General features: G+C 71.7%; 18 protein-coding genes and 4 pseudogenes. 7 read left to right on the top strand and 15 right to left on the bottom strand.

What is annotated here, in order from left to right; translation table 11 throughout:
• Positions 1–12 precede the first annotated feature (12 nt).
• Both egtD and ID574_RS17450 read left to right on the top strand, forming a co-directional pair.
• Positions 13–993 (top strand): L-histidine N(alpha)-methyltransferase, encoded by a 981-nt coding sequence (gene egtD / locus ID574_RS17455; protein ID WP_188189941.1) that lies wholly within the window; start codon positions 13–15, stop codon positions 991–993.
• Complete coding sequence (locus tag ID574_RS17450) at positions 990–2,108, top strand: aminotransferase class V-fold PLP-dependent enzyme (RefSeq protein WP_223166788.1); 1,119 nt, start codon at positions 990–992, stop codon at positions 2,106–2,108. Before egtD ends, ID574_RS17450 begins: the two co-directional genes overlap by 4 nt.
• Before the next feature lie 46 nt (positions 2,109–2,154).
• Here ID574_RS17450 and ID574_RS17445 read toward each other — a convergent pair whose 3' ends face one another.
• The gene (locus ID574_RS17445; protein WP_188189940.1) at positions 2,155–2,697 is read right to left on the bottom strand and encodes a pectinesterase family protein; all 543 of its coding nucleotides are present in this window, start codon (positions 2,695–2,697) and stop codon (positions 2,155–2,157) included.
• A gap of 2 nt (positions 2,698–2,699) precedes the next feature.
• Entirely contained in the window at positions 2,700–3,179 is a 480-nt protein-coding gene (locus ID574_RS17440; protein ID WP_188189939.1) for an Ig-like domain-containing protein, read from the bottom strand.
• A 298-nt stretch (positions 3,180–3,477) separates the two neighbouring features.
• Between ID574_RS17440 and ID574_RS17435 the strand changes: the two genes are divergently transcribed.
• On the top strand, positions 3,478–5,817 hold the full coding sequence (locus ID574_RS17435; protein ID WP_188189938.1) for an ATP-binding protein: 2,340 nt from the start codon (positions 3,478–3,480) through the stop codon (positions 5,815–5,817).
• Positions 5,814–7,925 (top strand): ATP-binding protein, encoded by a 2,112-nt coding sequence (locus ID574_RS17430; protein ID WP_188189937.1) that lies wholly within the window; start codon positions 5,814–5,816, stop codon positions 7,923–7,925. Before ID574_RS17435 ends, ID574_RS17430 begins: the two co-directional genes overlap by 4 nt.
• A gap of 9 nt (positions 7,926–7,934) precedes the next feature.
• Here the strand turns inward: ID574_RS17430 and ID574_RS17425 are convergent, their stop codons facing one another.
• The 4 genes and pseudogenes from ID574_RS17425 to ID574_RS59745 form a co-directional block, all read right to left on the bottom strand.
• Positions 7,935–8,408: a hypothetical protein gene (locus ID574_RS17425; protein ID WP_188189936.1), complete on the bottom strand. Its 474-nt coding sequence runs from the start codon at positions 8,406–8,408 to the stop codon at positions 7,935–7,937.
• A gap of 125 nt (positions 8,409–8,533) precedes the next feature.
• The gene (locus tag ID574_RS59750) at positions 8,534–9,349 is read right to left on the bottom strand and encodes a hypothetical protein (protein WP_223166787.1); all 816 of its coding nucleotides are present in this window, start codon (positions 9,347–9,349) and stop codon (positions 8,534–8,536) included.
• 308 nt (positions 9,350–9,657) lie between these two features.
• Positions 9,658–10,068: pseudogene (locus tag ID574_RS62810) on the bottom strand (glycosyl hydrolase family 95 catalytic domain-containing protein); the annotation flags it as partial.
• Positions 10,069–10,073: 5 nt separating this feature from the next.
• Positions 10,074–10,877, bottom strand: a complete 804-nt coding sequence (locus tag ID574_RS59745; protein WP_223166786.1) for a glycoside hydrolase family 95 protein — start codon at positions 10,875–10,877, stop codon at positions 10,074–10,076.
• A gap of 161 nt (positions 10,878–11,038) precedes the next feature.
• Here ID574_RS59745 and ID574_RS17410 point away from each other — a divergent pair, with 161 nt between their 5' ends.
• Both ID574_RS17410 and ID574_RS17405 read left to right on the top strand, forming a co-directional pair.
• Positions 11,039–11,920 (top strand): aldo/keto reductase, encoded by an 882-nt coding sequence (locus tag ID574_RS17410; protein ID WP_188189934.1) that lies wholly within the window; start codon positions 11,039–11,041, stop codon positions 11,918–11,920.
• Between the two features lie 3 nt (positions 11,921–11,923).
• Positions 11,924–12,754 carry an amidohydrolase family protein gene (locus ID574_RS17405; RefSeq protein WP_188189933.1) on the top strand — a complete coding sequence of 277 codons (831 nt, stop codon included), beginning with the start codon at positions 11,924–11,926 and terminating at the stop codon, positions 12,752–12,754.
• Here the strand turns inward: ID574_RS17405 and ID574_RS61580 are convergent.
• The 9 genes and pseudogenes from ID574_RS61580 to ID574_RS17370 form a co-directional block, all read right to left on the bottom strand.
• Positions 12,747–13,031 (bottom strand): DUF4432 family protein, encoded by a 285-nt coding sequence (locus tag ID574_RS61580; protein WP_442939312.1) that lies wholly within the window; start codon positions 13,029–13,031, stop codon positions 12,747–12,749. The two genes, ID574_RS17405 and ID574_RS61580, sit on opposite strands and share 8 nt — an antisense overlap.
• 94 nt (positions 13,032–13,125) lie before the next feature.
• Positions 13,126–13,308: pseudogene (locus ID574_RS62805) on the bottom strand (DUF4432 family protein); the annotation flags it as partial.
• A 152-nt stretch (positions 13,309–13,460) separates the two neighbouring features.
• Positions 13,461–13,870: pseudogene (locus ID574_RS17395) on the bottom strand (SDR family NAD(P)-dependent oxidoreductase); the annotation flags it as partial.
• Entirely contained in the window at positions 13,867–14,013 is a 147-nt protein-coding gene (locus ID574_RS17390) for a hypothetical protein (RefSeq protein WP_188189932.1), read from the bottom strand. The pseudogene ID574_RS17395 and the gene ID574_RS17390, both read right to left, overlap by 4 nt.
• Positions 14,014–14,205: 192 nt before the next feature.
• A complete protein-coding gene (locus tag ID574_RS17385; RefSeq protein ID WP_188189931.1) occupies positions 14,206–14,670 on the bottom strand; it encodes a hypothetical protein in 465 nt (154 codons plus the stop codon).
• Positions 14,658–15,803 carry a CaiB/BaiF CoA transferase family protein gene (locus ID574_RS17380; protein WP_262496013.1) on the bottom strand — a complete coding sequence of 382 codons (1,146 nt, stop codon included), beginning with the start codon at positions 15,801–15,803 and terminating at the stop codon, positions 14,658–14,660. The genes ID574_RS17385 and ID574_RS17380 overlap by 13 nt, the downstream gene beginning before the upstream one ends.
• A 32-nt stretch (positions 15,804–15,835) precedes the next feature.
• On the bottom strand, positions 15,836–16,138 hold the full coding sequence (locus tag ID574_RS62800; protein WP_442939311.1) for an enoyl-CoA hydratase/isomerase family protein: 303 nt from the start codon (positions 16,136–16,138) through the stop codon (positions 15,836–15,838).
• Between the two features lie 7 nt (positions 16,139–16,145).
• Positions 16,146–16,571 (bottom strand): annotated as a pseudogene (locus ID574_RS62795) (enoyl-CoA hydratase/isomerase family protein); the annotation flags it as partial.
• A 40-nt stretch (positions 16,572–16,611) separates the two neighbouring features.
• Entirely contained in the window at positions 16,612–17,328 is a 717-nt protein-coding gene (locus ID574_RS17370) for a FadR/GntR family transcriptional regulator (RefSeq protein ID WP_188189930.1), read from the bottom strand.
• Positions 17,329–17,936: 608 nt separating this feature from the next.
• Between ID574_RS17370 and ID574_RS17365 the strand changes: the two genes are divergently transcribed.
• Positions 17,937–18,920: an ABC transporter permease gene (locus ID574_RS17365; RefSeq protein WP_188189929.1), complete on the top strand. Its 984-nt coding sequence runs from the start codon at positions 17,937–17,939 to the stop codon at positions 18,918–18,920.
• Position 18,921 lies beyond the last annotated feature (1 nt).

Here is an 18,921-nt window from a genome sequence, read left to right as displayed (position 1 = left end):
CAGGAGATCTTTGTGCCCACCAGCCAGTCCACCGTGCAGCTGATCAACCATCTTGACCGCGACTACCTGCGCCACGCCCTCGAACACGACGTCAGGACCGGCCTGACCGCCACCCCCAAATGGCTGCCGCCCAAGTGGTTCTACGACGAGGCGGGCAGCGACCTGTTCTCCCGGATCACCCGGTTGCCCGAGTACTACCCCACGCGCCGCGAGCTGGCCATCCTGCGGGCGCGGGCCGGCGAGCTCGCGGCGGCCAGCGGCGCGGACACGCTGGTCGAGCTGGGGTCGGGAACCAGCGAGAAGACCGTCCTGCTGCTCGACGCCCTCACCGCCGCCGGGACGTTGCGCGCGTACACGCCGGTGGACGTGGACGCGGTGACGCTCGCCGCGGCATCGGAGCGCCTGACAGGCCGTTACCCGGGGCTCGCCGTGCAGGCGGTGTGCGCCGACTTCGAACGCCACCTCGGCCTGCTGCCCCGTACGGGCCGCCGGATGGTGGCCTTCCTCGGCGGCACCATCGGCAACCTCGACCCCGACGCCCGCGAGGTCTTCTTGAAGGAAGTGCGCGACGGCCTCCGCCCCGGGGACACGTTCCTGCTCGGGGCCGACCTGGTGAAGGACCGGGGACGGCTGGTCGCCGCCTACGACGACGCGGCCGGGGTGACGGCCGCCTTCAACCGCAACGTCCTGCGCGTGCTCAACCGGCAGCTGGCCGCCGCCTTCGACCCGGACGCCTTCGAGCACGTCGCCCTGTACGACGAGCGCAACGACTGGATCGAGATGCGGTTGCGCGCCTCCAGGGCCATGCGGGTGCCGATCGACGCGCTGGGCCTGGTGGTGGACTTCGCCGAGGGCGAGGAGATGCGCACCGAGATCAGCGCCAAGTTCCGTCCGGACGGCCTGAGAGGCGAACTGGCCGCCGCGGGCTTCACGGTCCGCCACTGGCACACCGACCCGGCAGGCGACTTCGCCCTGCTCCTGGCGGAGGCGTGACCGACGTCGGGGACAAGTGGCGGGCGGCACGATCAGTCATGCCGCCCGGCCACCTGGACGCCGCCGGCTGCAACGTCCCCAGCGACCAGGTGCTCGGCGCCGTCGTCGGGCACCTGCACCTGGAACGCGAACGCGGCGGCTACGCGGCCGAGCCCGACCTGATGGCGGCCCGCTCGGCCCTGGCCGCCCTGGTCGGCGCGGCTCCGGCCGACGTCGCGTTCCTGGAGAGCGGGACAGCGGCGACGGCGGCGCTGCTCGGCGGCTGGCGTCTCCCACTGGGAGGCCGCGTCGGCTTCGCCCGCACCGAGTACGGCAGCACGCTGATGCTCCTGCGCCGCCTGGCCGAGGAGCGCGGCTGGATCCTCGTCGAGCTCCCCGTGGACGACGACTCCCGCCTCGACCTGGACGGGCTCCGCTCCCGGCTGGCCGCGGGCCTGGACCTGGTCAGCGTGGTCCACATCGCCTCACACCGCGGCGTCGTGCAACCGGCGCAGGAGATCGGCGCGCTGTGCCGGGCCGCCGGAGTCTCACTGGTGCTGGACGTCTGCCAGTCCCTCGGCCAGGTCGACGTGACCGGGGTCGGCGCGACCGCTTACGTGGGCACCTCCCGCAAGTGGCTGGCCGGGCCACGTGGCGTCGGCTTCCTGATCGTGCCCGGCCTCACGCCGGAGATGGACGCCGCCGTCCCGACACTCGGCGGCCACACCTGGGCCGCCGCCCGCCCGTCGCCCCAACCGGGGGCGATCCGGTACGAGGGCTCGGAGGGCGCGATCGCGGCCCGCTTCGCCCTCGGCGTGGCCGCCGGGGAACACCGGCCCGACCTCCACATGCACCTGGCCGACCTCGGCAGGACGGCCCGGCACATCCTCGACGGTGCGGGCGGCTGGCGGGTGATCGAACCCCTCGACGAGCCGTCCGCCATCGTCACACTCACACCACCGCGAGGCGATTCCGTCGCCGACGCCAGAACCCGGGCCGCCGAGGCGGGCCTGCTCATCAGCTCCGCCCCTGTCGCCCGGGCGCCCCTGGACCTCGGCGAACCCGTCCTCCGCGTCTCCCCGCCCCCCGGCACCCCCACGGAAACCCTGCTGAAACTCGCTCGCGTCCTCGGCTGACCGTCCCCATCTTCAGGCTGTCCGTGGAAGATCGGTGGGCCGCCGCCTACTCGTGACCCTTCGTGCCCGTGCCCCACACGAAATCGGTGTCGCCGCTGATGTGGCTGCCGGTCACGAACCCCTTGCCCTGCAGGCGCAGCGTGTCCTGGAAGCTGCGCAGGCGCACGCGCTCGAGCACGATGCGCTCGTTGTTCCCCCTGAACGCCTCCGCCTGCGAGCCGCCGTCGGGCGTCGTGTTGTGCAGCGTGATGTCACTCATCCGGGAGTCGGCCGCGTCCACCCCGAACATGGCCCGCCAGCAGTTGTGCAGGTCGGACGTCTCCAGCACACGGCGCGGGCACACGTCCGCCGGCCCGCCGTCCTTCAGCGCATTGTCGCCGTTGCGCAGGTCGTTGTTGGCGTACTGGATCACCGTCCGCCGCGCGCCCGCGCCCCGCACGGTGATGTGCGGCCGGTCCTCGCGCACGTAGACGATCTCGGTGTAGACGCCGGGCCGCACGTCGATGGTCACCGGCCGGTCGTTGCCGATGGGGACGGCGTCGACGGCGCCCTGCACGGTGCAGAAGTCACCGTTCCCGGCGGCGGACACCGTCAGATGGCGGGAGTGGGCAGGCGCTTTCTCGTGGCGAAGCGCCAGCTTCGCGGATCCTGGACGCCGTCGAAGCCCGCGAAGACGCCGGGGTCGACGGTGACGTAATAGGTCTGGCCGTACTCCAGTTGCCGGTGCAGGTGGACGAGGGCGGTGCGGCCGTCGATCGTGATCGACTCGTACGAGAAGTCGTGCGGCAGGCCCGTGTCGGAGACCGTGGCGCCGATGTTCTTCCTGTCCGTCTTCGCCGTGGCCGCCTCGATGCGGTCGAAGAGGGTGCCGTCGGCGCGGTGCACCTCGATCGCGCCGGTGGAGCCGAGGGCCGGTGGTGCCGGGAAACTGATCTTCAGGGATGCGTCGACGCAGATCCCTCCGGCCCGCCCCGGCACCGAGAAACGGGGGACCGTCCCGGCCGCTGCCGTCGCCGCCGGGCATAAGGCCAGGGCCGCAGCCGCCACGAGCACCGTGAGCGTCGCCCTCACGCTCACCTCGCTGGTGCGAATGGATAAAATGGATTGAATATATATGTAGACCTTCCTGTCGGGGCGGTCAAGGCCGGACTCCTGGTCGGGCGGCCGGCCGGGCAGGCCCTCGCAAAATCTGCCCCATGCGCGAGCCCGAGGTTGGCCATGGGTTGCCGACGATCTGGGATGCGATCCCGAAATATGCGATGACCAGGGATGTTGTCCGGGTTTCGGCCCTGCTACGGGGCATATGTTGGTTACATCGGCTCCTTGCCGCATGCGGTTGCCCACTCGCCAGAGCCGATGCGAGGCATCGATGACCAATGCCACATGGCGCGCCTTGGCGGCGCGCACGTATCCCGACGGACTGCCTGCCGAGACGACAAGCTTCATCGGGCGCCGGCACGAAGTGGCGACGGTCAAGCGCCTGCTGGCCGACTCTCGCATGGTGACGCTCACGGGGCCGGGCGGCGTCGGCAAGACCCGGTTGGCGCTGCGCGTCGCCGCCGATCTGCGACGGGGGTTCCCCGGCGGAGCGTGGCTGGTCGAACTCGGTGAACTGGACAACCCGAGTCTGCTGCCCCAGGCCATGGTCGCCGCATTGAGGATCCAGGATCACTCCGCCCGGTCGCCCATCCAGGTGCTCACGGACCACCTGCGCGAGAAGCGGACGCTGGTCCTGCTGGACAACTGCGAGCATGTACGCAACGAGTCCGCCATGATGGCCCAGACGCTGCTGTCCTCCGCCGCCGAGCTGCGCATCCTGGCCACCAGCCGGCAGCTGCTGGGAATCGCCAGCGAGCAGGCGTTCGCCGTGCCGACGCTGTCCGGTCCCGAACCCCGGCACGGCGCGCAGTCCCCCGCGTCCGACGCGGCCCGGCTCTTCGCCGAGCGGGCCGCGGCCGTCGTGCCCGATTTCACGCTCACGAAGGAGAACCAGGACGTCGTCGAGCAGATCTGCTGCCGCCTGGACGGTCTGCCCCTCGGCATCGAGCTCGCCGCCGTGCGGCTGCGCGCGCTCTCCGTCCACCAGCTGCTCGACCGGCTGGACGATCGCTTCCGGCTGCTCACCGCGAGATCGAGCGCCACCGTGCCGCGCCACCGGACGCTCCGCGCGCTGATCGACTGGAGCCATGACCTGTGCTCCGAGCACGAGCGCCTGCTGTGGGCCCGCGTGTCGGTGTTCACCGGCAGCCTCGATCTGGAGGCGGCGGAAGCCGTCTGCGCCGGGGACGGCATCGCCCGTAACGAGATCGTCGGCCTCGTGGTCGGCCTGACGGAGAAGTCCGTCCTGATCAAGGAGGAGCAACCGGGCGGAGTGCGATACCGGCTGCTGGACACGATCCGGCAGTACGGGCGGGAGCGGCTGATGGCCTCCGGGGAGGAGCGGCAGCTCAAACGCCGGTATCGCGACTACTACCGGCGGCTGGCGCGCGAGGCGCGGGCGCAGCTGTTCGGCCCCGCGCAGGTCAACATGCTGAAGCGGTTGCGGGTCGAGCATCCCAACCTGCGCACGGCTCTGGAATACTGCCACGCCGAGCACGCCGGGCTCTGCATCGACATGGCCAGCGACCTCCTCTACCACTGGATCTCCACCAGCCACCTCGGCGAAGGACGCGACTGGCTCGAACGGGGACTCGCGGACACGGCCGGCCTGTCGGAGATCAGGGCTCGGGCGTTGTGGGCGTGTGCCCGGATCGCCATCATCCAGGGCGATCGGGCCTCGGCCGCCGAGTTGCTCGCCGAGAGCAGAGCGCTGGGCGAGCGGCTCGGGCTCGAACCGGTCCTCGGCTACGTCGCGCAGTACTCCGGCATGATCGCGATGGAGGAGGGACACACCGCACCGGCCATCAACTGCTTCCAGGAAGCGCTGGCCCGTCATCGCGCCACAGGAGATCCGGCGGGCGAGGTGCAGGCGCTGGACTGGCTCTCCCTCGCGCACTCCGTCCTCGGCGACTCGGGACGCGCCGTCGCCGCCGCAGAGGAGGCCATCGCCGTCTGCGACGCCCATGGCGAGAGCTGGCACAAGTCGTACACGATGACGGCGCTCGGCATCGAGTTCTGGCGCCAAGGCGACACGCGCCGCGCGACCACCTTGGAACAGCGGAGCCTGCGCTTCTTCCACGAACTGGACGACTGGGCCGGGGCCGGGGGCAACCTCGAGGTGCTGGCCTGGGTCGCCGCCTCGGAAAGGGAGTTCACGCGGGCCGGCGAACTGCTGGGCATCCTGCGTACCCTCTCGGAGTCGATCGGCGTGCCACTCCTGGGCATCGGCCACCTCATCCGATACCACGACGAATGCGAGGCCCGTACCCGTCGGGCCCTCGGCGAGAAGGACTTCGAGGCCGCCGTCGAGCGGGGCGCCAGGCTCTCCCTCGATCAGGCGGTCGCCTACGCCCTCATGGAGGAGGTGCCGTCCCGCGAGACCGGCCGGCATTCGCCCCTCACAGGACGGGAGACGGAGATCGCCCACCTCATCGCCCAGGGGATGAGCAACAAGGAGATCGCGTCGACGCTGGTGATCGCTCAGCGCACCGCCGAGGCCCACACCCAGGCCATCCTGCGCAAACTCGGCTTCCATTCCAGGGCCCAGATCGCCGGCTGGGTCGTCGAGCAGGCCCGCCTCTCCGGCGAGGAGCCTCCTGGTGGCGCATGAGCATGACCGCGAAGGACACGATCACGAACGTCCCGGCCGCCGAACAGCCGGCGGCGGAGCGGTCACGGCCCGACGCCTCCACGTTCGTCGGGCGAAGGCACGAGATCTCCGAAATCAGGCGGATCCTGCCCAAGACCCGCCTGCTGACCCTGACCGGCGCGGGCGGTGTCGGCAAGACGCGGCTGGCACGACGGGTCGGCGAGATCCTGCGGCGGCAGTACCGGGACGGGGTCTGGCTGGTGGGGCTGGACGCCGTCGAAGACGAGGACGTGCTGGCCCCGGCGGTGGCCGCCGCGCTGAGAATCCGTGACACCGGACCGGACCTCGTGGCCCTGCTGGCGGAGCGTCTGGCGGACAAGCGGATGCTGATCGTGCTGGACAACTGCGAGCATCTGCTGAGTGCGTGCGCCCGCCTGGCGGACCGGCTGCTGCGCGGCACCTCGCGGCTGCGGATCCTCGCCACCAGCCGCCAGTCCCTCGGGGTGTACGGCGAACGGGTGTTGACCGTGCCGTCGCTCCCGGTCCCCGCGCCCGGCGACACCCCGCGCGGCATCGCCCGGCGAGACGCCGTGCGCCTCTTCACGGAGCGGGCGGCGGCCATCCGGCCCGGCTTCCTCGTCGACGCGGCCAATGCCCGGGCGGTCGCCCGGCTGGTCCGGCGCCTCGACGGGATCCCGCTGGCGCTCGAGCTGGCGGCGGTACGGCTGCGCACGGTCTCGGTGGAAGACCTGGTGAACGAGCTCGACGAGTGGCTGGACGTCCCGGCCGAGACCGCCCCCGGCATGCGGGAGCGCCACCAGACGATGCGGGCGACCATGGACTGGAGCTTCGGGCTGTGCTCGTCCGGTGAGCGGCGACTGTGGGAGCGGCTGTCGATGTTCCCGGGAGGCGTGGACCTGGAGACGGCCGAAGCCGTCTGCTCCGGGCAGGGCCTGGTGTGCGAGGACGTGCTGGATCTGCTGACCGGCCTGGTGGACAAGTCGATCCTCTGCAGAGCGGAGCAGCACGGCGGCGGACTCCGCTACCGCATGCTGGAGCCGATCCGCGCGTACGGGCGCCGACGGCTGCCCTCCGCGGACGCGGAGGCGCTGCGTGAGCGCTACATCGACCACTATCGCCGGCTGACGGGGCGAGTGCGCATGGACCTGATGGAGCCCGGCCAGATCGACGACTACCGAACGCTGAACGCGGAGCTTCCCAACGTGCGCGTCGCCCTCGACCTCTGCTTCGACAGGCCCGGCGACGCGCCCGCCGGATTGGAGATCGCCTCCGCGCTGTGGGCCTACTGGCTCGTCGCCGGCGCGCACAGCGAAGGCCGGCACTGGCTGAATCGCGGTCTCGCGCTCGTGTCGCGACCGGTCGCCACCCGGGCGATGGGCCTGTGGGCCAGCGGGCTGTTCGCCCTCTACCAGGGCGATCCCGCGGCCCGAGCCGACCTGCGGGAGTGCATGGCGCTCGCGCGGCAGTCGGGCGACGAGGCGGTGCTCGCGTTCGCCACCCAGATGTCCGGCGTCGCGGCGCTGTCCGAGGGCGACGCCGAGGGCGGGCTCGCGCTGGTGGAGGAGGCGCTCGCCCGGCACCGGGCGAGAGACGACGTCCACGCCGTCGGGATCACCCTGTACTTCGCCACGCTGTTCGCCGCCCACCTGACCCCCGACCGGGCCGCCGCCTACGGTGAGGAACTCGTGGCCATGTGCGAAGAGCGCGATGCCGCGCTCTTCCGCGCGTACGGACGCTACGCGCTCGGCATCGCCCGCTGGGAACAGGGCGACTGGCGCCGGACCGAGGCCAAGATGCGGGAGGTCGCCGCCTTCTGGAGCACCGTCGAGGACCGGTGGGGCCTCCTCCAGTGCCTGGAGGTGCTGGCGTGGACCGCCGGGGTGCGCGGGCGGCACGAGCGGGCCGCCCGGCTGCTGGGCGCCGCCCACGACCTGTGGCGGGCGGTCACGTCCTCCTCGTCACGGCCACGGTTCCAGGCGCAGTCACACCAGGAGTGCGTGGAGCGGGCACGTCGCGCGCTGGGGCCCCAGGGGTACGCGGCGGCCTTCCGGGAAGGCGAGAGGTTCACGTTGTCCCGTGCGGTGGCCTACGCGCTGGAAGAGCCCTGACCCGGACCCTCAGCCGACTCTCCGCGCCGAGCCTCCGGCCCCATCGGGCGCTTCCCTCTCCGCTCCCTGGGCCCTCCCTTTGCACGGAGGCGCCACCGGATCCATGCTGCCCGTGAAGACGAGGGCGTCCGCGACGTACTTCTCGCCCCTCGGATCGATCTTGTTCCACACCCTGCTCGGCCCGTGCAGCCCCTGGATCTCTTCTCCCCACCGGACGCAGTAGATCTGGACCCGCGCGCCGTCCGCCAAGGGAGGGGCGGCGATCGCGTATCCGGTGCCGGGACCGCTGCGGACGTTGAGCATGCGCCCGTCGGTGGCGACCCGGCCCATGGCCGGCTTCCTCAGCTGCCCCTCCGGCGGCGCGACCGTGCCCGTGGACGCCGCCGTCGGCGGCACTCCCATCGTGCCCGCGAGCACGGTCGCCACCGCCCCCACGCAGGCGCCCCGTACCGCCTGCCGCCATGAAGATCGTCCAAGTCCCATGATTCGTCTCCTCGCCGTCAGGATCATCGCCGTCACGTCACACATTGACTTCCGTGCTGACGGCTGTCATGTCGGCAGAAAACACCACACCCGATGTGGATCCTTGCCCCACACCGGATCTCTGCTCAGCGCACGCGAACCTCTCCGTACGGCACGACCCTGACAGGACCGAGGAGGCCGTACGGCTGGCGGGTCAGCCCGCCGTAGACGGCCGGGTCGGCGACGCGGAGCCGGTTGCCGAGCGGCGTGGCCACCTCCACTTGGAGGGTCTTGACGCCGCGGCCGAGGTCCACGACCGGGTTGAGCTGGTTCACCGGGTCCAGGGGGCGGCCGTCGACGAGCACGCGGCAGGTGTCGGTGACCTCGCCGAGCTCCAGGTAAGCCCCGCCCCCCAGGCGCACGTCCGTGGTGTAGACGCCGATGCCCGACACGTCGGCCAGCTCGGGAATCTCCGACCAGGGCGCGAGCCGGTCGAGGTGGAGCCGGTGCGCGACCGTGCCCTCCGGCCTCCAGTCCTCGACCTCCAGCCGCCACGACGACAACACGACCGGCTCGGGCACCGGGCCGATGACGGAGGTCACCGTCCGGCCGTCGGACAGCGTGGTCGTGTACGTCCCGGCGCGGGAGGCCCGGACGACCAGCGAGTCCCCGTCGAACCGGACCGGGTCCGCGTCCGTGGCGATGACGTGCGGCGACTTCCGCGCAGGAGTGCCGAACAGGCCGGGGCGGCCGATGGCGACGACCATCGACTCGCCGGGGCGCAGCGCCACCCGCAGCCTGATCCCGTCCCCGTCCGCCACGTAGCGGGCCACCCGCTGGACCCGCCCCGTCCACGGGGCCAGCAGGTACGGCACCCCGTCGCGGGCCGTGCGGGCCAGCGTGACCTCGTGGTCGACGGGGAGATCGGCGGCCTGGGGTTCTCGACGTGTTTGCCGTTGCACAGGTAGTAGTAGTCGACGTCCCCGGCCACGCGGCGGGCGGTGAGCAGCGTGGACGCGGTGGCGTACCGGACGTCCGGCCGGACGCCGAGCGCGTCCAGCGCGGCGGGGATCTCGGTCTGGGCGGCGACCATGCGGACGGTGGGCCGGGCGAGCACACCACGCAGCCGCGCAGGTCGAGCAGCGGACCGCTGATGAACTGGTGGGTCCAGCCGAGGGGCACCCCGCTCGCGGTGAACCAGCCGGCGCCGAGGCCGGTCTTGGTGTAGCCGGTCTGCCGCAGGACCGCGACGTCGGCACGCGCACTCGATGATGTTGGTCGGCCCGGCCGGCCAGTAGTTCATCTCGCAGTTGATGTTGATGGTGTACTTCGACTCCCAGGCGGGCGTGAGGGAGTCGTTCCAGACGCCCTGCAGGTTGGCGGCGTAGCCGGGGGAGCGGGAGCAGGAGATCAGCAGGTAGCGGCCGAACTGGAAGTACAGCGCGGCGAGCTGCGGATCGGTGTCGAGGTCCCGGCGGGCGATGCGCTCGTCGGTCGGCAGCGCGGCCGCCTCCGAGGTGCCCAGGTCGAGCTCGACCCGGCCGAAGAGCCGCCGGTAGTCGCGTACGTGCCGGCGCCGCAGCACCTCGTACGGCTGCCCGCTCGCCCGTACGAGATGCCGGCCGGCCACCTCGGCCGGGTCGCCTCCGACGTCCCGGTAGCTGCGGTAGCTGGAGCCCATGGAGATCAGCAGGGTGACCGCGTCGGCGCCCTCGACGACCAGCGTGCCGCCGTCGGTGCGGACCGTGCCGCCCTTCGCCTGGGCCTTGGCCAGGGCGAGAAGCGGACCTCGCCCTTCAGCCCCTGGGTGTCGCCGCTGACCCCGTCGAGGGCGACGGTGTCCCGCCCGGCAGCGGAGACGGTCGAGCTCTGCGGGCTGGAGAAGGCCGCCTGGAAGGTCACCGAGCCGGGCTTGTCGGCCGTGAGCCGCATGACGACCACCTGGTCGGGGTTGCTCGCGAAGACCTCGCGCGTGTGGCGTACGCCGTCGCGGAGGAAGGTCACGGTGGTGACCGCCTGCGTCAGGTCCAGCTCGCGGCGGTACTCCGTGAACTCGGCCGCCCCGGGGAACGTCAGCGTGAGGTCGCCGAGCACCTGGTACGGCGCCTGCTCGCTGGGCTTGCCGGGGAACTTCTGGTCGGCCAGGTTCTGGGCCGCCTGCCACTTGTCCTCCCAGACCAGCCGCCTGATCTCGGGGAGCGCGGCCAGGGCCTCGGGGTCGTCGTAGGTGTGCGGCCCGCCGGCCCAGATGCTGTCCTCGTTGAGCTGCCGCCGTTCGGTGGCCACGCCGCCGAAGACCATGGCGCCGAGCCGCCCGCAGCCGACCGGCAGCGCCTCCAGCCAGGCGGCGGCGGGGCGGTTGTACCAGAGCGTGAGAGGGTTGCCGCGGGTGGCCGCCTTCGCGGGGGCGTCGGGGATGAGGAGGGATCCGGCGGCGGCGCCTAAGCCGGTCGCCAGCACGCCGCGTCGTGTGTAGCCGTCGTTGGTCACCGTTGCTCCTGTTCCAGAACATGAGGGCAGGGGGTCGCGAGAGCGATGAGAGGAGATCGCGCCGGCAGGGACGCCTCACGGGCGCTCGACCTGCGGATACGTCGAGGTTCTGCTAGGTTTCGGTCTGTAAACGATCTCTCGCCCGAGAGGAGAACCGAGACGTGAGGCTCGGTCGCAGCGGCGTCAGCGTTTCCAGGATCGGCCTCGGCACCGCCCCTCTGGCGGGGCTCTACGCTCCGGTCGGCGACGAGCAGGCCGCGGCCACGCTGGAGGCCGCGTGGGAGGGCGGCGTCCGCTACTTCGACACCGCGCCCCGCTACGGCGCGGGCCTCGGGGAGCTGCGGCTGGGCCGCTTCCTGGCGGGCGTCGACAGGTCCCAGGTGACGGTGTCGACCAAGGTAGGCGCCCTGCTCGACCCCGTCAGGCGCGACTACACCGTGGAGGGCGTCTACGCCTCGCTCGCCGGCAGCCTGGAGCGCACCGGCCTCGACGCGTTCGACATCCTGCTCATCCACGACCCCGACGACCACTGGGAGCAGGCCGTGCGGCACGCCTACCCGGCGCTGGAGCGGCTGCGCGAGCAGGGCGGGGTGCGGGCGATCGGGGTGGGCATGAACCAGGCGGAGATGCTGGCCAGGTTCGTGCGGGAGACCGACGTGGACTGCGTGATGGTGGCCGGCCGCTACACGCTGCTCGACCGCACGGCGGCCAAGGACCTGCTGCCGCTGTGCGCGGAGCGGGGGACGGGCGTGCTGGTGGCCGGCGTGTTCAACGGCGGCGTCCTGGCCGATCCCGGGCCCGGCGCGCACTACGACTACGCCCCCGCCCCGGAGCGGGTGCTGGAGCGGGCGCGCGGGCTGGCCGAGCGGTGCGCCTCCTATGACGTGCCGCTCGCCGCGGCCGCCCTGCAGTTCCCGCTGCGGCACCCGGCCGTGACCGGCATCGTGGTCGGCGCCCGCAGCTCCGAGGAGGTGGCCGAAGACCTCGCCCTGGCCGCCGCCTCGATCCCCGATGACCTCTGGACGGAGCTGGAGCTCGCATAACCCATGGACCGCATCGACGCCCACCACCACGTCTGGGACCTCGCCGTCCGCCCGCACGCCTGGCTGGACCCGCAGGAGATGGCCCCCATCCGGCGCACGTTCACGCTCGACGACCTGGCCGGGCCGGCCGCCGCGGCGGGGGTGACCCGCACCGTGCTGGTGCAGGTGCTGCCCGACCTGGCCGAGACCGTCGAGTTCCTGGCCTTGGCCGCCGCCTCCGACCTGGTCGCGGGCGTGGTCGGCTGGGTCGACCTGACCGCGCCCGACGCCGCCGGAGTGCTGACCGCCATGCCCGACGGGCTGGTGGGCGTGCGGCACGGCGTGCAGTCCGAGCCTGACCCGGCCTGGCTCAACCGGCCCGACGTGCGGCGCGGCCTCGCCGCGGTGGAGGCCGCCGGGCTGGCGTACGACCTGCTGACGCTGCCGCATCAGCTGCCCGCCGCCATCGACACGGTCAGGGCCATGCCGGGGCTGACGTTCGTGCTCGACCACCTGTCCAAGCCGCCGATCGCCGCGGGCGAGCTGGAGCCGTGGCGGAGCCGGATCATCGAGCTCGCCGCGCTCCCGAACGTCTTCTGCAAGCTGTCCGGCATGGTCACCGAGGCCGACTGGACGTCGTGGCGGGTGGCCGACCTGCGGCCGTACGCCGAGATCGTCCTGGAGGCGTTCGGGCCCGAGCGGGTGATGTTCGGCTCCGACTGGCCGGTCTGCCTGCTCGCGGCCGAGTACGAGCAGGTCGCGCAGGCCGCCGAGGAGTTGTGCGCCGGGTTGTCGGAGGGCGAGCGGGCCGCGGTCTTCGCGGGCACGGCCCGCCGCGCCTATCGCATCAGCTGACACGGAACGTCGTGTGGTACACCCGCGACTCCAGCGGCCCGAGCCAGATCATGCTGCCGTCCTCCCTGGCCGCCGCGTCGCCCGCCACGTGGTGGGTGGACGGCTCCAGGCCGACCGCGTGGTTGCCCGAGCGCAGGTTCAGCCACTCGAAGAAGTACGGGAACTCGGCGGCCGGCCACTCCACGCTCACCTTCATGCCGAGCCGGTCGTTGACCACCGCCACCCGGTGCATGCCGTCGTCGCCGGGGACCAGCGCGTGCTCGTACACCTGCTCCACGAACCCCGGCGCGGGCCCGGGGAAAGGTGATGTGGTCGGCCTTCTGCTCGGCCACGCTGTCGGTCTGCCAGAGCGTCTCGCGGATGTCGGCCTCGAACCTGGCGCCCTCGTCGAGCAGCGGCCAGCCGAGGTTGATGTGGTAGAGGAACATGTGCGGCGCCGGCTCGAACCCGGCGTTCGTGACCGTGTCGACCAGCCTGATCTCGTCGCCGCCGAGGTCGGCCTCGATGCGGCGGACCAGACGCAGGTTCTCGGCGAATACCGCGGCCTGGCGCACCTCGCCCTCGGCCCACAGCACGCAGCGGTCACCTTCCCACCGCTCGCCGTAGCTAGCCGGTCCCGGCGAGACGCAGTTGACCCGGATCTCGCGCGGCCGAGCTCGCGGGCGAGCGCCCTGGTCAGCGTGGCCGCGGCGCCCTTCGTGGCGACGTAGGCGGCCAGGTCCGGCCAGCCGCCGTGCATGGTGATCGAGGCGATGTTGACGATCGCGCCGCCGCCGGTCATCTGCTTCGCGGCGTGCTGGGCGGCCAGCCAGTAGGCGCGCTGGTTGACCTCGTGCACCTCCTCTCCTCGGCCAGCGGCACCTCCAGGAACGGCCGGCTCGGGTAGACGGCCGCGTTGTTGACGAGGATGCCGACCGGGCCGAGCAGCGCGGTCGTCTCGGCGAACGCCTGCTCGATGGCGGCCGGGTCGCGCAGGTCCACCTTGAGGTCGAGTGCGCCGCCGAGCCCGCCTGCGTCGCGGTCGAGCGCCGCGACCTGGTGGCCGTCGGCGGTCAGGCGGCGCACGATCGCCCTGCCGAGCGCCCCTGCGGCACCGGTGACGAGCGCCGTGCTCATGCTTGCCTCCATTCCTTGTGCAGGTCCTTGAGCAGGTCGCGAGCCGGGACGCGGGCCAGCAGGCCCTCCCGGATCAGCGCGGACGACGTGTCCTGCAGGGCGATGTAGCCGGGGGAGCGTGGCCTGATCCAGGCGGCCTCCATGGTGGTGATCTGTGGTGGCGTCCTGCCACGCGGCCCGGGCGGCGGGTTGCCCGCCGGCGGCCGGGAACAGGCGTCTTCGCGGGCAGTACTCCGGCCCGCCCGCGGCCCCGCTGGTCGACAGGGCGTCGAGCACGCCGATCGGGTTGAGCAGCGACAGCGCCCGGTCGGCGCCCGAGCACAGCGCGCAGAACATCAGGAACGCGTGCGGCCCGCCCAGGCACAGCACCGTCCGCGTGCCCCGCGCGAACGCCGGGAGCTCCGGCCAGGTCGCCGGCGCCTCGACGCCGGGGCGGGCGATGGCGACCTGGGCGGCCGGTCGAGCGGCAGTGCCCACTGGCGTCCGCCCAGGTGGTAGCTCTCCCAGGTGCGACCGACCGAGCCCGCCTGGAACGCGGCCAGCTCGTCCGGCTCGAACAGCTCCTCCATCGGCACCAGCGCGTCCACGGCCGCGCCCAGCCCAGGGTGGTCGATCACGAGCACGTCGTAGGTCTCGCACAACTTCGCGATCGGCTCCGACTCGAACCCTTCGAGCGGCTGGCGGTCCCACTCGATCGGCTCGGGGACGTCGCCGTACGGGTTGCCGCCGGCCAGGTCGAGCCGGGTCAGCTCGTCCAGCGGCGCGTACCCGCGCGGGTGGTCCCAGGTCAGTCCTCGCATGCCAGCACGCCCCTCGCCACCAGCTCGGCCGTGCGCTCGGCCGTGTAGCCGAGCTCCTCCAGCAGCTCGCGCGTGTGCTCGCCGACCAGCGGCGCGCCCCGGCGGACCGACGGCGGGGAGGCGCTGAGGACGTACGGGAAGCCGGGCGTGGTGACCGTGCCCTCGGTGCGGTGCTCGTAGGTGACGAAAGAGCCGTTGTGCTCGACCTGCGGATCGGCCACCAGCTCCGGGTAGCCGTACACGGGGCCGGCCCACAGGTCGTGGCGGGCGCAGATCTCCAGCCACTCGGCGGTGGTGCGGCCGGGCAGGCGGCGGGCGACGGTCGCGGTGATCTCGTCCCGCTGGGCGTGGCCGTCCATTTCGGCTACTTCGGGCAGGTCGAGCGCCACGGCCAGCGCGTCGAGCCGGGGCATGCCGAGCGCCAGGTAGCCGTCCTTGGTGGCGAACACGCCGTACGGGGCGCGGATGTAGGTGTGGCCGTGCGGCTCTCGCCCGCGCCGCTGCGGCACCTTGCCGACCGTGTAGATCGACAGCTCCTGCATCTGCACGGCGATGGCCGCGTCCAGCATGTTGACGCTCACCCGCTGGCCCTCGCCGGTGCGCTCGCGGTGCAGCAGCGCGGCCAGCGCGCCCTCGAAGGCGCTGTAGGCGGTGACGGCGTCGATCGCGTACGTGCCCGCGGGCGCCGGCGGGTCGCCGTCGCGGCCGGTGCTGAACATGGCGCCGCTCATGGCCTGCAGCAGCAGGTCCTGGCCGGGGCGCGAGACGTAGGGGCCGCTCTCGCCGTAGCCGGACATGGAGACGTACACGATGCCGGGGTTGAGCGCCCTGATCGTGTCGTGGTCCATGCCCAGGCGCTCGGCTACCCCGGGCCGGTAGTTCTGCAGGAAGACGTCCGCCGTCGCGGCCAGCCGGTGCACGATGTCGCGGCCCTCGTCCGACTTGAGGTTCACGGCCAGGCTGCGTTTGTTGCGGTTGAGCGACAGGAACGAGGCGTTGACCCGGTTTCCGGCGGCGCCGCCCGCGGGCGCGTGCCGCTGCCACTCGCCGGTCACCGGCTCCACCTTGACCACGTCCGCGCCCAGGTCGCCCAGCCGCATGGCGGCCAGCGGCCCCGCCATCGCGATGGACAGGTCGACGACGCGTTAGCCGTCCAGGACGCCCATCAGCGCCCCTCGAAGACCGGCTCGCGGCGGGCGGCGAACGCGGCCCTGCCCTCGGCCGCGTCGGCGGTCGCGAAGCAGACGGTCTGCAGGTCCCGCTCGTACTGGATGGCCTGGTCGAGCGGCATCGAGTAGGCGGCCTTGAGGTTGGCCTTGGCGGTCTGCGCCGCGATGGGCGGGCGTGCCGCGATCCTCCCGGCCAGCTCGCGGGCGGCCTTCATCAGCTCGTCCCTGGGGTGGACGTCGGTGACCAGGCCCCACGCCTTCGCCCGCGCCGCGTCGATGGGGTCGCCGGTCAGCAGCATGGTGGCCGCGTTGCCCCGGCCCGACCGAGTGGGCGAGCAGCGCGGACTGGCCGTTGCCGCCGATCCAGCCGAGCTTGATCTCCGGCGCGGCGAACGTCGCCGTGCCCGCGGCCAGCCGGATGTCGCAGGCCAGGGCCAGCTCCAGGCCGCCGCCGCAGGCGTAGCCGTTGACGGCCGCGACGATCGGCTTGCGCAGGGCGCGGACCGCGTCGCCGTAGTCGCCGCGGTTGCGGAACTCCCACGGGGTCTCGTACGCGTCCAGCTCGCCGATGTCGCTGCCGACGCAGAACGAGCGCTCGCCCGCGCCCGTCAGCACCGCCACCCGGATCGCCGGGTCGGCGTCGATCCGGCCCAGGCACTCGCGCAGCGCGGCGGCCATGTCGGGGGTGACGGCGTTGAGCTTGGCGGGTCTGTTGAGTGTGACGAGGGCCACCGGCCCGTCGACGTCGAGGAGGACGTCCACGTGAGTGCTCCTAGCAGCAGAGACGGATGTGCTGCTCGGCGTCGGCGCGGGCGACCTCGACCACCTCGCGCATGGCCTCCTCGGCCTTGCGATGGTGGTGGCGCCTGATCGCCACCGCCACGCGCTCGTGACCGGGCAGCGTTTCCTTGTTGTGCGCCACCGAGCGGGTGTGCACCTGGCGCACGGACCGCAGGGCGATGCTGATCATGTCGTAGATGTAGAGCAGCAGGTCGTTGTCCGCCGCGGCGAACACCGCCTTGTGAAAGGCCAGGTCGGCCTGGATGAACGGCTCGGGGTCGTCGGCGGTGGCGTACAGCGCGGCCAGGGCCTCGTCGACGCGCTGGATCGCGGTCGCGTCCGCCCGCTCGGCCGCCACCCTGGCCGCGCCGGGCTCCAGCGCGACCCGCAGGTCGGCCAGCACCCGGATGTCCTCCGGCCGCGGCTCGGGCTCGAAGCGCCAGCTCAGCACGTCGGCGTCGAGCAGGTTCCAGGACGCGCGGGGGCGCACCCGGGTGCCGGCGCTCCGCCGGGTCTCCAGCAGGCCCTTGCCGGCCAGGACCTTCACGCCCTCCCGCACGGCCGAGCGGCCGACGCCCAGCTCACCGACGAGGTCCTCCTCGATGGGGATGGACGTGCCGGGGGCCAGGGAGCCGCCGACGATGCGGGCGCCGAGGGCGTTCACCACCTGGACGTGCCGGGCGGCGTCCCTCTGAGGGTCAGTTGCCACGATGCGCACGCTAGCGGGCAAATCCGATTTTTCATAGTGCTTCATCAGATGAAACTGGAATTTCATCTGATGAAGTGATACGACCGGTTCATGCCTAGGACGCTGGGATCGTGCCGGTCGGCTGCGTGGGGCAACCGGTCGCGGGTCCGCTGGTGCGGGTCTCCTCCGGACGTCGGCTGGCCTGGCCGGTGGGCCGGGTCGTGGCCTCCCTCGGGGCACGGGCGCTGGACGTGGTCGCCCCGTTGCATAGATCGCGGCTCACATTCCGCAGATCGAGATCATGACGTGGATCACTTTGCGCAAGCACCAATAAATGTACGGATTCTGTGACATAGGCCTTCTTGGGGTGATGTTAGAAGAGCCTAAATAGCTCACATCTCTGCAGGTCAGCCCCATAGTCGCGCAACCCGTGAAGGTCCGTACGTGCTATTGCGAGTGATCTGACTGTTATGTTGGGCCGTTTCTGACTGTTACATCTTTACTTATATTCTGCGCCCAGATCGCCGATCCACACGGGTCAGTGCGATTTCCCGATGCGGGACTGCTTTACGTTGCGGGGGTGCCTCTCCAGCCCGAGGCGCCGCCCCGGTCGGCGCGAACGGAGAGTAATGGGCAAGTACCTGCTTCGCAGGTTGGCAATAAACGTGATCTTGGTGGCGGTCGCCGCGAGTCTGGCGTACATGCTCGCCGCCACGACCATGAATCCGCGTGGCGCGTACGAAGGCCGCCAGCCCCCGGTCCCCGAGGCCGTCATCGACGCCACGCTCGACGCCTACAACCTGAACGACAAGACTCCCGTGCTTCAGCGTTACGCGACCTGGGCCTCCGGCGTCATCACGGGGGACTTCGGCAAGACCTGGAACGGCGGGTCGGTCAACGACGAGATGGGCCGGCGGGTCTGGGTGAGCCTCCGATTGCTGCTCATCGGCACCATCGTGGGCTTCGTCGTCGGTGTGGCGCTCGGCGCGTGGTCGGCCGTCAGACAGTACAAAATCAGCGACCGCGTGATCGGGGTGAGCGCGTTCGTGCTCATGGCGATCCCGGTCTTCGTGCTGGCCACGCTGCTCGCCATCGGCACCTACAACCTCAACCGCGGGCTGGGTTTCACGCTGATCGAGTACACCGGTGAGTACAACCCCAAGCTGGCGGGCTGGGACCAGCTCATGAACCGGTTGAACCACCTGATCCTGCCGACGATCTCCCTCAGCATCGGCGTGTCGGGGGCGGCCTTCTACAGCCGGATCCAGCGCAACATGATGCTCGACGTGCTGGGCCAGGACTTCGTCCGCACGGCGATGGCCAAGGGCCTGCGGCGCAGGACCGCGCTCATCAAGCACGCGCTGCGCACCGCGCTGATCCCCTCCGCCACGTACTTCGCCTTCGCCCTCGGAACGATGTTCACCGGAGCCATCTTCACCGAGAAGATCTACGCCTGGCACGGCATGGGCGCCTGGCTGGTCGACGCGATCAACGCGAACGACGTCAACTCCGTCGCCGCGGTGACCTTCTTCGCCGCCGTCTGCGTCCTGGCCGCCGGATTCCTGTCCGACCTGCTGGTCGCGGCCCTCGACCCCCGGGTGCGGGTGAGCTGAG

This window comes from Nonomuraea sp. SYSU D8015 (genome assembly GCF_008065375.1).
GTDB lineage: Bacteria > Actinomycetota > Actinomycetes > Streptosporangiales > Streptosporangiaceae > Nonomuraea.
The sequence above is the reverse complement of the archived record's forward strand: the minus strand, read 5'-3'. Positions and strand labels throughout refer to the sequence as shown.